Origin of the sequence: Protofrankia sp. Cr2 (assembly GCF_963555885.1) — a bacterium.
Taxonomy (GTDB): Bacteria; Actinomycetota; Actinomycetes; order Frankiales; family Frankiaceae; genus Protofrankia.
On the sequence record NZ_CAUVXG010000002.1, the window covers coordinates 41,713 to 56,308 of the forward strand.

At 66.9% G+C, this 14,596-nt stretch carries 9 protein-coding genes and 1 pseudogene; 9 read left to right on the top strand and 1 reads right to left on the bottom strand.

Annotated features, from left to right (window positions below; translation table 11 throughout):
• The first annotated feature begins 57 nt into the window (after positions 1–57).
• On the top strand, positions 58–498 hold the full coding sequence (locus U9978_RS23950; RefSeq protein ID WP_416210818.1) for a GAF domain-containing protein: 441 nt from the start codon (positions 58–60) through the stop codon (positions 496–498).
• Between the two features lie 371 nt (positions 499–869).
• Here the strand turns inward: U9978_RS23950 and U9978_RS23955 are convergent.
• A pseudogene (locus U9978_RS23955) lies at positions 870–1,220 on the bottom strand (DedA family protein); the annotation flags it as partial.
• 448 nt (positions 1,221–1,668) lie between these two features.
• Between U9978_RS23955 and U9978_RS01770 the strand changes: the two are divergent.
• From U9978_RS01770 to U9978_RS01805, 8 genes are all read left to right on the top strand, one after another.
• Positions 1,669–2,331 carry a Uma2 family endonuclease gene (locus U9978_RS01770; RefSeq protein ID WP_322759256.1) on the top strand — a complete coding sequence of 221 codons (663 nt, stop codon included), beginning with the start codon at positions 1,669–1,671 and terminating at the stop codon, positions 2,329–2,331.
• Between the two features lie 252 nt (positions 2,332–2,583).
• Positions 2,584–4,341 carry a Cas10/Cmr2 second palm domain-containing protein gene (locus U9978_RS01775; RefSeq protein WP_322759257.1) on the top strand — a complete coding sequence of 586 codons (1,758 nt, stop codon included), beginning with the start codon at positions 2,584–2,586 and terminating at the stop codon, positions 4,339–4,341.
• An 8-nt stretch (positions 4,342–4,349) separates the two neighbouring features.
• The gene (locus U9978_RS01780) at positions 4,350–6,929 is read left to right on the top strand and encodes an RAMP superfamily CRISPR-associated protein (protein WP_322759258.1); all 2,580 of its coding nucleotides are present in this window, start codon (positions 4,350–4,352) and stop codon (positions 6,927–6,929) included.
• Positions 6,929–8,614 carry an RAMP superfamily CRISPR-associated protein gene (locus U9978_RS01785; RefSeq protein ID WP_322759259.1) on the top strand — a complete coding sequence of 562 codons (1,686 nt, stop codon included), beginning with the start codon at positions 6,929–6,931 and terminating at the stop codon, positions 8,612–8,614. Before U9978_RS01780 ends, U9978_RS01785 begins: the two co-directional genes overlap by 1 nt.
• Positions 8,611–9,177 (top strand): CRISPR-associated protein Csx19, encoded by a 567-nt coding sequence (csx19, locus tag U9978_RS01790; RefSeq protein ID WP_322759260.1) that lies wholly within the window; start codon positions 8,611–8,613, stop codon positions 9,175–9,177. The genes U9978_RS01785 and csx19 overlap by 4 nt, the downstream gene beginning before the upstream one ends.
• Positions 9,170–11,923 (top strand): TIGR03986 family CRISPR-associated RAMP protein, encoded by a 2,754-nt coding sequence (locus U9978_RS01795; RefSeq protein WP_322759261.1) that lies wholly within the window; start codon positions 9,170–9,172, stop codon positions 11,921–11,923. The genes csx19 and U9978_RS01795 overlap by 8 nt, the downstream gene beginning before the upstream one ends.
• Positions 11,920–13,533 (top strand): AAA family ATPase, encoded by a 1,614-nt coding sequence (locus U9978_RS01800; RefSeq protein WP_322759262.1) that lies wholly within the window; start codon positions 11,920–11,922, stop codon positions 13,531–13,533. Before U9978_RS01795 ends, U9978_RS01800 begins: the two co-directional genes overlap by 4 nt.
• Positions 13,534–13,869: 336 nt before the next feature.
• On the top strand, positions 13,870–14,595 hold the full coding sequence (locus U9978_RS01805; RefSeq protein WP_322759263.1) for a hypothetical protein: 726 nt from the start codon (positions 13,870–13,872) through the stop codon (positions 14,593–14,595).
• The last annotated feature ends 1 nt before the right edge of the window (position 14,596 follow it).

Below are 14,596 nucleotides of genomic sequence, written 5' to 3' on the forward strand. Positions count from 1 at the left end.
TGGAAAATGACGGCACAGTGACGGGACAACACAGTAACCGATATGGCGGGAGCGGGCATGTCAGCGAATTCTGACGCGAACACAGACGGCGAGGGAAGGGACGTAGGTGGATGGCTGGTTGATTTCCTGCGCGCGCACGGTGGGATAGCCGGTTCGGTACATGTCCGCAACGGGGACGATCTCGTGCTGGTCGCCGCTCACAATATCCCGCCGAAGGTTCAGAAGATTACCGCGGTCGTTCCCCGCGGCAAAGGTATGGCCGGCCTGGCGCTGGCCCGGGGAGAAGCTGTACAGACCTGTAACCTGCAGACCGACGACTCGGGCGATGTACGACCCGGTGCCCGGGCGGTGAACGCGAACGCCGCGGTCGCCCTGCCGGTTACCGATTCGGTGGGGCGGGTTCGCGCGATCGTGGGTATCGCCTTCGGTACCGAACGGGAGATCCCGACGCAGGAGATGATTACTCTGCTGGCCGGCTCGGCTGATCTGCCCACCTGACGGCGCCGGTCCATCCGGACAGTCGGACAGTCAAGGCTCACCCGGCGTCTCGGCGCTCGCTTGGTGCTGTCCCGCGGCGCCCGTCCGGAGGCTACTCCCGTGCCATCGGGGAGTCCGTGGCCAGCGGGGTGGCGGTGGTGGCTGGCGGACGGGGTATCCGGGGTATAGCCGGCGGCCTGCATCCGGACCCGCCGTGCGCCGCCCGCCAGCCACCAGCGCGAGTGCGCACCAAGGCCACGAAGGCGCCGGCGATGACGGAAAGCCGTCCAGGCGATCAGTAGGACGCCCAGAGCGACGAAGCTGAGCACGGTGTCGTGGGAGATGGCGGTAGCGAGATCAACCGCGTCGTCGCCGAGCGCGTAGCCCAGACCGACGACGGCCGCGGTGCGCAGAAACGTACCGATGGCATCGCCGATCACGAACCGGAGCAGCGACATCCCGTGCCATCCGGTGGCCGCGTAGATCAGCTGGTTCGGGACGGGCAACCATGGTGCGAGCACCAGCGCACCGAATCCCCAACGTCCCGTCAGCCGGTCGACCCGGTCGGCGAACTCGACGCTCCCGGAATGCCCACGGGTGATGAGGTCGACCGCCGAGCGCCCGTACCGACGGCCCGCCCACCAGCCGAACATGTCCAGCGGCACCCAGCCGAGCGTCGGGGCTGTGAGGGCGGCGACGAGACCGGCCTTGCCCGCCCGAGCGAACGCACCGGCGGCGACCATGGCCGGCGAGGTGGCACCGAGGAGCTCGAGCAGGACCGGGTCGGTGCCGATCAGCTGTGGGATCAGCAGCACGCTGGCCGACGCCCATACCGTCTGGGCGACCAGGCCACCGACGCACACGGCGTCCACCGGCCGTATCCGCGCCCACCACCGGCGCTCGGACGCGCCCCCCGGATCAGCTGGCTCGGCGGCTGTCACGACGCATGCCGCGATTTTCGGGCTTCCCGGGCTTCCCGCCGTGGCGGTCGCGAGCGGAGCCACGGTGTCACCCACCCACTATGGTCGGTCGACCAGGCATGACGCGCCCGGGAATCCCGTGATCCGAGCGCACGGCCACCGGGCCACTGCGAGCCGACGGACGATTCTTCGCTCATCGTCGTAAATCAGTCACCCAACGACGTATGCTTTACAGCAAATGTGCCGTCCGAATCCGAGGAGGAGTGGCACCATGACAGCTGTGGCGGTGAACCGTGACCCGGTGGCGCAGGAGCCGGAAGACAGGCCGCTCGGTCGGCCGCTGGACATCACCGGCCTCGTCGAGTGGCCGCTGCCGGTCGCCCGGATCTACTTCGACGAAGGTCTGGCCTATCTCCATGCCGTCGACCCGGGCGGCTACACCACCGACGACCTCGACCAGGCGCCCGACGACTGGCGGCGCTGGGAACTCCTCGACGGCGTCGTCGTCGTGAGCCCGGCTCCCAGCTACGACCACCAACGGGTCGTGCTCCGGCTCGGCGCCATCCTCCTTGCGGCCGAACAGGGCCTGAAACGGACTCTGGTCGCACCGTTCGACGTGCCCGTGTCGCTGAACAAGAGGTTCCAACCCGACGTTCTCGTCCTGCCCGACAAGGAGGCGCGGCTGCCGGTTCTGGCCGTCGAGGTCCTCTCCAGGTACGGCCGGCGGTACGACACGGAGAAGAAGCGCATCGCCTACCAGAACGCCGGCATCCGCTCCTACTGGATCATTGATCCGAAGGTACCGTCGGTGACCGTCCACGTGCTCGGCAGCAATGGTTGCTACGACGTCGTCGCCACCATCCGCGGCGACGACCCGTGCGAACTCACCGAGCCCTTCCCCGTCACCTTCCACCCCGCCGACCTGCTGACCTGAACCTCGCCACGGTCGCCCCGGTCGCCCCGGTCGCCCCGGTCGCCACGACGCATCGGGCGAGGACGGCGCCGCACGCCGAGACGAGCCACCTCCAGCCCTACACAACATTCGACCTATCGGACACCAATGCGGCATGGTGACCGCGCCGATGTCCGTCAGGAGTGTGTGGGGCGGCATGGTGACCGGCCTGCGCCGACGCGTAGTGTGCCGTTCACGGTGCCGCGTCAGGCATGATGGGGAGGGGATGTGGGCGTGGACTGCTATCTCGTGCTGCTTGAAACGTCTGGCAACCAGAACTTCATTTTCGACACCAACAAGCGACGGGAGAACGTCGGCGCGTCCCACCTCATCGCGAGTCTCGTCGCCTGGACGGAAGAATCGCTGGAAGGTCTCGTCCGCGGATGGACGAGACGGTCACGGGTCCCGACACACACCGCCGAACTGGTCACCGCCACCTCCGGCGATGTCAAGGTCCTGCTGACCGACGGCGAACGGGCACGGGAGCTGGTCACTCGAGTTACCCGGAAAGCCCTCGAGGTGGCATCGGGGCTCGACGTGTGCGGTGTCGTCATTCCCTTCCAGTGGGACGACGAAGACCCCAATCCGGTGATGGACGCCGTCACAACTGCATATGCGACGCTTCCTGAGGTACGTATACGAAGGGCCGGTCCGCAGTCGCGGTTTCCGCGGCTGCCCATCGTCGACCAGTGCACCTCCAGCGGCCTGCCCGCCGCCTACCTGTACGACGAGACGTCCGGTAGCCGATCGCCCCGGCCCGCCGGCGCGGCGAACGCTCAGCTGGTGCCACGGTCGCACCCGTCCGCGGCCAAGTTGGAGGCAGCGCACGACGGATACGACCGGCTGGCAAGGGTGACGGTCGGATGGATCGATCCCAACGGCTGTAGACGCCCTGCCCCCTGGGAGAAAGCGGCGGCGGTCGCCGACGAGGACACCGGGTGCGAGCCCCGCATCGATGTTGATGAGGATGAGGCTCGGGAGGGGATCGAGGCGGTAGCCGACTACCTCGAGCGCCACGCCGAATGGGTGGCGGTCGTCCACGCCGACGTCAACGGCCTCGGTGCGCTGCTCAGGAATCTCACCACCCGGCAGACTGTCGAAGGCTGTCGTGGGTACGTCGACCTCCTCGCCGTCTACTCCGAACGCATCGACCGCGCGGCACATGAGGCCTTCCGTGCGGCGCTCGACGAGCTCCGGTGCTATCCAGGGATAAGAAGAGTCAGGAGACCGGGCGCATCCGGAAGCTTCTTCCCGGTCCTGCCGCTCATTCTCGGCGGAGACGACCTCACGGTCGTGTGCGACGGACATGCGGCGTTACCCTTCACGACCGCCTTCCTGCAGGCATTCGAAAACCGGACAGCAGCTTTGTTACACCCTAAGGAAGAACAGCTCACGGCGGCGGCCGGCGTCGCCGTCGTCAAGCAACACTACCCGTTCTCCTCGGCGTATCAGCTCGCCGACGAGCTCACGGGCGAGGCCAAGTGCGTGAAAGCCAAGGTTAAAGGCGCCAGCGCGCTGTCCTTTCACGTCCTGTACGACAGCGCCGCGACCGGACTGGACGATCTGCGGGCACGCACAACGTTGCCCGGGGGTGACCGGCTCGTTGCCCAGCCATACATCATCACCGGGAATGACGACGCCGGATGGGCGGACGGTCGCCGGTGGTCGGACCTGCTGGCCCGGGTCACCGCGCTGCGGAGGACCGTCGATCCCACCGACGGCGACAGCGACCGCGACGGCGGACGCGCTCTCCCACGCAGCCAGACCCACACCCTGCGTGCCGGGCTGTTCCTCGGCCGCGACACCGCCGACGGCCGCTTCCAACTGCTGCGCAACCGCTACGGCCGCAGCGGCGTGTCTGCGCTGGCCGCCGGCAGTGAACGCTGGTCGCTGTTCTGGGAGGAAGGCGGTGTCCACATCACCGGTCTGCTCGATGCGATGGACGCCGAGGAGTTCATCGGTGACCGCGACGAGACGGCGGCAAACCGGTGACCACGCAGATGTCGGATCCTGCACCGCTTCCCACCGGTACTCCCCTGTCCTACCGGCTCGTGTTGACCTCCGATTGGCATCCGGGGACAGGGACGGGACGTCCCGGCGGCATCGACCAACTGGTCAACCGTGACGTCGACGACCTGCCGTACCTGCCGGCGAAGACCGTCACCGGCGTGTGGCGTGACGCCTGCGAGATCGTGGCCCGCACGTTGGACGGTGACGGTGACGGTGACGGACCCTGGCAGCGCTGGGTGACGTTCGTCTTCGGTAGCCAGCCGGCCCTGTCCGCCGGCCCGACAACCACCAGAGGCGCTGACCGGGACGCCGCCGGCGCAACCGGCGGGCAAACGCCGTCCCAGCCTGGCAGCACGGCGCCGCCGGTGGCCGCGGCCGTGTCGATTCGGGCGGCCCGCTACCGCGATGGCGTGCGCGCGGCGCTGGCCGGCGACCCGTTCGTCCGTGAGGCCGTCACCTTCGTCAAACCGGGTGTGCGCGTCGACCTGGACACCGGTCGCGCCACGCCCGGCATGTTGCGGTTTTCTGAGCAGGCCCGGGTCGGGTCAGTCCTGCACGGCACGTTCGAGCTCACCGGCACCGGCTCGCCGGGCGGCCTGGCCGCCGCGGCACCGCTGGACGAAAACGCCCGGCGCTGCGTCACCGCGCTGTTGCTCGCCGGCAGCAGGCTCGTCGAACAGATCGGCGGAAAACGCCGCCGCGGTAACGGACGGTGCACACTGGAACTACCGTCGATCATCGATCCGGCACCGTGGTGGGACTGGCTGGAAACCGCCTCTCCCCCGCCGCCGCCAGCCGTCGATGCCGCGCCCCCCGCAGCCACACCCACAGTCACATCCGCAGTCACGCCAACCCCGTGGCCTCACCCGACTCCGGTGCCCGGCTGGGAGATTGCGCGACTGAGGATCACCTTGGACGACCCGCTACTGGCCGGCGGGCGTCAGCTCGGCAACCAGGTGATGGGCCGCGACCACATCCCCGGGTCCACCCTGCTGCCCGGCGCGCTGCGACGCCTCGGACCGGCAGGCCAGGCCGCGCTGCTCGCCGGCCACCTGGTGGTGACAGACGCGACCGTGGACGTCGCAGGCGAACGCGGACTGCCCGTGCCACGCACGTTCGGTGCGGTGAAGACCGAACCGGGCCGGATCATCAACCGCGCCAACACCGACGCGCGCACGCTGGAGACCCGCAAGATCGACGGGTACGTCGCCACCACCCGACCGCTGCGGCGGGTCAAACCGACCCTGTCGGTCCACACACACAACAGCGTGAACGACACGATGCAACGGCCGACGACCGACGAGGGCGGCGGCGTGTACACCTACCGTGCGCTCGCGACCAAGCGACCGCTGGTGGCCGAGATACGGGTACGTGCGGGCCTGCTGCCCGCCGGATGGGCCGAGGACCTGTCGGGTTCATGGGTGCTGGGGCGCTCCCGCAAGGACGACTACGGCCGGGCAACGGTCATCGCGACGCCGGTGTCACCGCCGCCGCCGCGGGCGCGGCTCGTCGACGCCCGCCGCATCGTCGTGTGGCTGGTCAGCGACATGATCATGCTGGATGAACGGCTGCGCCCGTCCAGCGATCCGGCGTTGCTGCGAGAAGCGCTCACCCGGGAGCTGCGCCTGCCCGCCACGGCGCTGAAGCAGGTCGGCTCGGCGGACGGTCGCCGGAGCCATACGTTCGCGGTGACACGCACCGAGTCGTGGCACACCCGCTGGTGTCGTCCGCGTCCGACTTTGCTCGGCCTGGCCGCCGGCAGCATTGTGACCTACGACATCACGGCGGGTGACGGCGGTGGCGGTACCACTCCGCGGCTGGATCCGACGCTGGTCGCCGAGCTGGAGACCGGGGGCCTCGGGGAACGGCGCGGCGAAGGACTCGGTCAGCTGTGCATCGCCGCCGTCCCGGGACCCTCGGGAGGTGTCGAGGACGGGCCCGAGGTCATCACACGCTTCGCCGATACGCAGGAGCCCGCAGAGAAGGCCCTGGCGGCACGGACGGAACCCCGCGAGGCCGGTGCCGGTGCCGGTGCCGCACCGGGTACGACAATTCCCGTCGGCGGCGCGGGCACGGCGGATACCGACATCCTGTCGGCCGACGACATCGCGCTCATCGCGGCGCTGCGCACGGAGGCATGGCGAGCAGAAATCGCGAGGCGTGCAGTCAAGGTCGCATCCGACTCCGACGGCCTACGCCGGGTGTTCGGCGACGGCGTCGACAAGGTCCCGCCGTCGCAGCTCGCCCAGCTCCGCGACATCCTGCCCCGGTTGGCTGACCGCGCGGCCACCGAATCGCTCGTCGACAGGCTCGTCGACCCGTCCCGCCGGCGATCATGGCCGGACGGCGTCGGCAGACAGCTGAAGGCCCTCCTCACCAGACCGGGCCAGGTGTGGGAGGCCCTGGGCTGGGTCGGCCCCGCGGGGCCGACGGCCGGCGGTCAGACCCATGAAGCGCCGCACGCCGCGACGATCGCCGCGAACCTGCGGACGGAGCTGTGGCAGGAGGCGGTGCAGACGCTGGTCCTGACCTGCCTGACCGCGCACCGCCGGAACCGGGAGGCGAAGTGATGGCCGGACGACCTCTGCGCCACCGGCTGCGGGTCCGCGGCTGGCTTGAGGTGTGCTCGCCGCTGCACGTCGGCGGGCTCGGGCACGACCCGGACGTGGACCTGCCGGTCGCGCTCGACGGCAAGTCCCGGCTGTACGTGCCCGGTACGAGTCTCGCCGGGGTGTACCGCCACTGGATGACGGGCCGCCGCACCGACGCGAACGCCCTCGGTGAGCTGTGGGGATTCACCGACAACACCGACGGCCGGGCGAGCCGGGTGTTCGTCCGCGACGGCCTCATCTGCGCCGAACCGAACGGCGACGCGCCCTTCCCGATGACCCGGCTGGACGCCCGTACCTCGGTCGGGATCGACCGGTACACCGGTGCCGCCGCCTACGGCATCCTGTTCTCCCGGGCAGTCATCCCCGTCGGGGCCTTCATCCGGTTCGAACTCGACGTCGAGTCCGGTGCAGCTGACCCGGCCGACGTCGGCTGGCGCCGCGACCGCGCCCGGCTGGCAGCGCTGCTGGACGCCCTCGGTCGTGGCGACGTGCTGCTCGGCGCCGCCACGACCCGTGGGCTCGGCCGTATCCGGCTGGCACCCGGCGTCGAGCTCGAAGAACACGACCTCAGCAACGCCACCGGCCTGATCGCTCTGCTGCGCGGCGAGCCGGGTAGACCTGGCCTGGACGAACTACGCGGCGAACCCGACCTTGACCTGCGCCACCGCCTGGCCGTCACCATCGGCTGGACACCGGACGCTGCGGTGATGGTGCGCGCCGATCGCGCCGGTGTCGCCGTCGACACACTGCCGCTGACGGGTGCGGACGGCGCCGACACGGTACGCCTGGTACTGCCCGGATCAAGCGTGAAAGGGGCGCTGCGCAGCCACGCGGAGCGGATCCTGCGCACGCTGGAGAATCGCCGGGCGCCGCGGCCCGTCGGCGACGCGATAGCCGACGCGACGGCGTTCCGCGCGCAACTCGATCAGCTGCACCTGGCGAAGGTGCTGTTCGGCGCGGCACCGCCGGCCACGCAGTCCGACGTCCACCGTTCGGTCCTGGAAATTCCCATCGACCCGGCCGACGGTATCGAAGAGCTTTCCGACGCCCACGATGAGCGATCCGCCATCGCGGGCGGGCCGGTAGGTGCACCCGGCAGACAGTTCGCCTACGGGGTGGGCGCGGTCGCTGTCGCGGACTGTCGCTCGGCGCAGCCGCTGGCGGCCGACGCCTGGCGGAAGATCGCCACGGAACCCGACCTCGGCGCGATGCTGACGGACAGCGGCAAACCCGAGCAGGACGGCCAGAGCTACCGGCAGTGGCTGTCAGCGCACGGGCTCGATCAGGCGGACCACGTCGCCATCGACCGGTGGACCGGCGGCGCGGCCGACAAACTGCTGTTCACCGTTCTGGAGCCATGGAACGTCCAGTGGGAACCGATCCAGCTGTCCGTCGACATCGCGCGGCTGGGCGATGAGGCGCACCCGTCCCTGGCGCTGCTGATGCTCGTGTTACGCGATCTGCGCGACCGTCGGCTGCCGATCGGCCAGGGCACCACCCGCGGTTTCGGTGACATCACCGCCAGCGTGACCATTGCCACGCCGGATGGCACATCGGATCTCAGCGACTACCTTGCGTCACCGACTGGCCGGCAACTGCGGGACGCATGGGAAGCACTGTGGAAGGAACAGGCTGCGGCATGAGCGGAGTACGCGGAGTAGAACGACTCGGGTCGCGGTCGCTGCGCGGACCGCTGCCCGCAATGCTCACCCAGGTAGCGGAACTGGCGGGTGGCATCGCACTGCTTTCGTCACCCGAAGCGTACACAGTCGCCACCATTGGTGATGACGGTAGGTGCAGCGCGCCAGACGGCGGTATGCCGGGGGGTGCGGTGGACCTCGGCCGGGTCTATGAGGCGCGTGCCTTCACCCGGGATGTGGAACTGCGGTGGGTACGGCGTGGCGACAGCGGCCAGGGCGTGCTGCTCGGCGAGCAGGTGACCGGCGGCAACCTGTGGACGGACCTGCAGACGACGGATCTGCACTACCTGCTGTGGGGTGAGCTGGTCGACGGGGACAACCCGGCCGGCTGGGTATCGCTGTCGTCGGCACGGATCGGCACCCTGCGGGTACCGGCGGTACCCCCGCGAGGACGCAGACTGCGACTCCGGGCACGCGAATACATCGCGGTGGAACCCGACCACGGCAACTCCTACGTGCTCGACGAACGGCTGATCGCCATCGAGGAGGGGCAGATCGATGAGTGAGGCTCGCAGCTCTGATCACAGCAGCGTCGCCGCCGCCGGCGGCGGCACCCGCACCCGCAGCGGACGTCTGCACTGGCAGCCCTCGGGAGCCGACGGCGGCCGGCTGGTGGTCGTCGATGGGTCGAACCGACGCACGATCTCGCAACCGGGCAAGGCTCTGGTCGACGACCTGGGTGCGCTTGCCCCCGCCGAACTCGACGGGCTCAGCGTCGACTACGAATGGGTGAAGGGCCAGGTCAGGGGTGTCCGCCGGGCAGGAACCCCGCTGCCGAGCCGTCCCCCCTCCACGCAGTCGACCCTGCCCACCGCACCCTCCGACAGCGGCCCGCCGTCCGCTCAGGGGTTTGTCGCCCGCGCATCGAATGAAGCGGGCGCAAATCGGCAAAACATTCCACCCCGCAGATCGGGGAGCCGCCATGCAGACGGGCAGCGTCCCGGCTGGACCCGCCCGGCCGGCCCGCCGTCCGCTCAGGGGTCCGCCCGGCAGGCGGTCAACGCCGTGGACCTGTTCCGGAACCCGTACACGTTCGTGCCGGCGCTGGCACGCGACGGTGCGGGATCGCTCGGGGACGCCCCACCCGCTGGCCACGACGTGTGGGACCAGGACCGCTGGAGCGGGCGGATCGGCGTGACGCTGACGACCGTCACGCCGCTGCTGCTGCTGGACACCGCGCCGGCGAAGCCCGATGACCAGGGGCACACGACCTACGCGGTGCTGCTGCGAGACAGCCGACCACATATCCCGTCGACGGCGGTCAAGGGAATGTTGCGGGCGGCCTACGAGGCGGCGACCAACTCCCGGCTCGGTGTCTTCACCGGCCATGACGAACCGCTGGGATATCGGCCGCCTGCCAGCGCGGGCACCGCTCTGGTACCGGCACGCGTCGGCCGGGACGCCAAAACGGTCGACCTGCTGACCGGTACCGCGCCGCTCCGCCAGCGGCCGTCGCCGCAGGCCGTGATGTACGCGGCCTGGCTACCGCGGTACGGGTCCGGATCCCGGCGGCCTGTGCTGTACGGCGACCAGTCGGAGCCGGAGCACCGGGACGAGGTCAGGGTCCGGCTGCGGCTGATCCAGCACTACCGCTGGGACAAGCACCGGAAGGACCATACCGCCGACTTCCGCTACTGGCAGGTGGTGGCGATCGCCCGGGCCGGCGAGCCGTTCCCGGCTGAGATGAAGGTCGCCGACCCGGTGTGGCGTGAACGGTTCACCGTGCACGAGCCGCTGCCCGACACCCGGGATGCGGCGGGCTGGGTCTGTGTGAACAACCGCAATTTCAGCCGCAAACACGACGAACGGGTCTTCTTCGGCGATTCGCACACCCGGGAGCTGACGGAAACGACGAGGAATGCGTGGACGGCGCTCGTCAACGACTACCGCAATGCTCACCGGCATGCCGACGTCTGGGAGCGGCCGAACGTGAGCACCGACCGGAGTGGCAGAGGGAAGTTCGCCCCACCGCAGAAATGGCTCGGCCGGGAACCGGGGAAGACGGCGTGGAGCCGCCACCTGTACGAGGAGGGAGCGGAAAAGCTTCGCCCCGGCGACCTGTGTTACGCCCTCCTCGATTCGTGGGGGAACCTCGACGCCCTGTACCCGGTGATGATCGCCCGGGAGCTCTTTTCCGCATCACCCAAGGATCTTCTCCACCCGTCGCTCCGCCCGGCGTCGACACGGGCCGAGCTGTCGCCCGCGGACAGGGTCTTCGGCTGGGTCAATCCGGACGGCCACGGTGCATACCGCGGACAACTGCGGGTGGGACCGGTCACGCTGGACGGAGACCGCGATGCTGCTGGCGACGCGGTTGCGGATTTCGGCGCGAACGGCGTTCCGTTGGCAATCCTCGGCCAGCCCAAACCCCAGCAAGGCCGCTTCTACGCGGCAGCGGGCACGTCGCAGTACCCGATGCCGCTGCCGCCACGCACCCCGAGACGGGACTGGTACGTTCCCGGCCGCTCTTTGCGTGGCCGCAAGACGTACCCACACCATGCCGGATTGGCTGACGACTACTGGAAGAACCCGACCGAGGACCGAACCCAGACGTTGGACGACAAAGAGCGCTACCAGGAGTACAGACGCCCGGCGACAGAGAGCCCGGACAAGGAACTCACCGCCGACAACCGCGCGTTTGCCACCGGTGGCAAAGGAAAGTGCGACAACCAGAACCGTTCGGTCCGTGGCTGGGTCAAACCCGATACCACATTCCGATTCACCTTGGACGTGATCAACTTGACCGAGGTGGAACTCGGCGCTCTGCTGTGGCTGCTACGGCTGCCGGCGGAGCATTATCACCGGTTCGGGCTCGGTAAACCTCTCGGCTTCGGCAGCGTCCGGCTGGGCCTTGACACCGAGACGACCGAACTGCGTACGGGCGCCGCCATCGCCGACTACTACGCCTCGTTCGGCGACCAGATCCTTGGCACCACTGCGGACGTCGACACGCTCATCGCCGTGTTCGAGAAGGCATCCGACGTGTGGCCCGGACGCCCGCACCTCGCCGCGTTCCTCACAGCGGCGCTCGGCGATACGTCGACCCCGGTGCACTATCCGCGGGTCCGGCCCGCCGCCATGGACAGATCGGTTCCCGTCCCACCCGACCCGCGTGGTCAGGCCTACGCCTGGTTCGTCCAGAACGAGCAGGAACGCTCCAACAGCTTCCTGCGGGCCGAAAGCCTCCCGCCCGCAGACGGCGACCCGCTCGTCGTATACCCGGCCCCCGACCGTACAGGCCCACCACGATGACCGACGCCACCCCAGAAAATGACCTCGCACTTCAGGTCGAAAACGAGCATGTACTGATCGACGATGGTGATCGCAAAGAATCGCCACCCGCTCTTCCCAACACACGTCCGCTTCTCACCGGCCTGCACATTGCGAATTTCAAGGCATTCGGAGTGCCCGCGGGCGGGGATGGATCTTTTTTCATTCCACTGGCGCCGCTGACTCTGCTCTACGGTCCGAACTCGGCAGGTAAATCGACTCTCCTGCAGGCATTACTGGTGCTCGCCCAGTCCTTGATGCAGCCTGCCCGGCAGGAGTGGCCACGACTGGTCCTCAATGACAGCCTGATCGCCTTGGGCTCCACCCGCGAAGTCGTCCACAGACACCAGACTGAGTTGACCATCTCCCTAGGGGTGAGTTGGCGCGATGCTTTCGGCAACGAGACCGTCGCGATCTACGGTTTCAGTGGCGCCGGCGGCCAACTGGAGTCGATCGAAGTTCTGGACCCCGGCGAGGCGACCACTTACGTTCTTCAACTACCGTCGACAAACAACAAGCAGTCGGATCCAGAATTTCTCTTTGAAATATCAGAAGAAACAATCGATGTCTTTTTGCGGACGATCCTCAACTCCTCAAATGATATCCCGGATGCCAGCCTCGCCGAAACCTGGACGGCAGCCACTTCCGCATCGATTCGGCCTCTTGTCAGCGTCGCCGGACTATGCCCGGGTAAAATACAGGGCTTCCGGTTCCCAGGCGGATCATGGTTCCCTAACGGAAAAGACGACAGCGAACCAGAGAGCGACGTCGCAAATTGGCTTGATTCGGACTCTTCCTGGCAGTGCATCGACGCTTCGGAGCGCTACGCAATACGCCTCAGGGAAAGCCTGGAGCACGTTCTGAGCGATGTTCGACATCTCGGTCCGGGACGCATACCACCAGACCGGCGGCCGGTACGGCACGACGACGACGGCCCTGACGGGGTGGGTCGTGACGGCGGCAGGCTCTTTCATTTCCTGGCAAGCCAGCGTGAAGGAAACAGTGTGATCAACGGTGTCAACGACGCACTTTCCCGTCTCAGTTCCCCTTACCGAATCCGGCAATGGAACTATCCGCAGGCGACCTTCGACAACAATGACGAAAGTAGCCTGAAAAGACACCGATCAAAAATTATGCTCAGCGATATAGCCCTTATCCGTGACGGAATGGAGTCTCAGCTACAGAACGTCGGTTATGGTTTCAACCATCTCCTGCCGATCCTCGCTGAGTGCAGTCGCGACAGTGGGCGCCCACTTCTGATTGAGCAGCCAGAAACACACCTGCATCCGGATCTCCAGGTTGACCTCATCGAGGAGCTGCTGCACAGCGCCACGAATCCCGCCCGAAAGGTCTCACTGCCACAGCTTGTCGTCGAGACCCACAGCGAGAATATGTTGCTGCGAATTCAGGCTCTCGTAGCTCTACAAGAAGAGCGCGCCGAAGATATCCAGGTGATTACAGTAGGAATGGATCATGAGCGCTACACCGCATTCCCAGTAGACCATCAGTGGACAGGAGACGGAGAGCTAGACCCGGGAGCCGACAACGTATTTCCGACGGCACGCATTCGCGCTATCGAACCGGAGTATTAGATGTTAGTTCGAGTCGCTATTGCGGCGTCCTTCTTCGATGACCCGGTTCTCAACTCGGACCGGTATCAGCTTCATGCGGTGCACCGGTCCCTCACTGCGGTGCTTACACGGCATGCCGAAATTGTCTGTCTGAACGACACCGAAGTGGGCGAGTACCGGCGGAAGGTGAGCACTCTACCATCGACTGTCAGAGCCTACTGGGATCCCATTTTTGGACGTGCCGGCCGCCGATTCCGTATCCACTGCCCTCAATCGGCACGTCCGTCCCGTCCAGCAATGTCAATCTCAAATAGGAAAGATCTTCTTTCCTGGCGAAGCCACATGGATCACTTTCTGGTGGGCACCGACCAGGCCCGAGAATTCGGCTTCAGTCCGAGCTCAGACGGCAGAACCGACGGGGCCAGCGGAATATGTATCAGTAGCTATCGAGGCGTGACACCGAAACAGCTACGGGAGATGGAGGAGCTAAACAGCCGCTACTACCGCGCGGATCAGCTTTCACGAGACGATCTATGGAACCATTATATAAAGCCACTGGTCATACGGGCCTCCAATGTCGTGCTAATCGACAAGTACGCGGGGGAAAATCTTCAGGACTGTGCCTACCTGTGGGAGAGAATAGGTGAGACACCTTCGCCCAAGAGTAACTGCGGAAGGACCATACAAATCCTGACACGTGCACTACTGAACAAAAAGAAGGGTGACCAGGAGGGGGCAGAACGCAAAATGAGAGGGGTGGAAGACTTTGCAAAGAATTACGAAGGGACGACAGGAATTGCAACGTTTAACCTATCCTGGTTACCGCAAGAAGCGTGGGGGACAAAACAGAAAGAGGAAGAACGACACCATGACAGGCATTTTCGTTTCGATAAAAGAACCCTATCGATAAGCTCGGGATTGGATTATGTCGCCAATCCGGGGGGAATGGATGGGCAACTTACCTACCGCTGCGAGGGTGACCGGCACAGTACTGACTTCAAGAACATTCTCGACAAAGAAACGATACTGCTCGCCGCAGCAGGGAACAGGTCGCAGGCCCAGAGTCGGCGGCGGAGATCGTGAC

Bases quoted from the DNA above. Each gene is read 5' to 3' on its own strand.
- U9978_RS23950 (WP_416210818.1), top strand. From the start codon at position 58: ATGTCAGCGAATTCTGACGCGAACACAGACGGCGAGGGAAGGGACGTA.
- U9978_RS01770 (WP_322759256.1), top strand. From the start codon at position 1,669: ATGACAGCTGTGGCGGTGAACCGTGACCCGGTGGCGCAGGAGCCGGAA.
- U9978_RS01780 (WP_322759258.1), top strand. From the start codon at position 4,350: ATGTCGGATCCTGCACCGCTTCCCACCGGTACTCCCCTGTCCTACCGG.
- U9978_RS01785 (WP_322759259.1), top strand. From the start codon at position 6,929: ATGGCCGGACGACCTCTGCGCCACCGGCTGCGGGTCCGCGGCTGGCTT.
- csx19 (WP_322759260.1), top strand. From the start codon at position 8,611: ATGAGCGGAGTACGCGGAGTAGAACGACTCGGGTCGCGGTCGCTGCGC.
- U9978_RS01795 (WP_322759261.1), top strand. From the start codon at position 9,170: ATGAGTGAGGCTCGCAGCTCTGATCACAGCAGCGTCGCCGCCGCCGGC.
- U9978_RS01800 (WP_322759262.1), top strand. From the start codon at position 11,920: ATGACCGACGCCACCCCAGAAAATGACCTCGCACTTCAGGTCGAAAAC.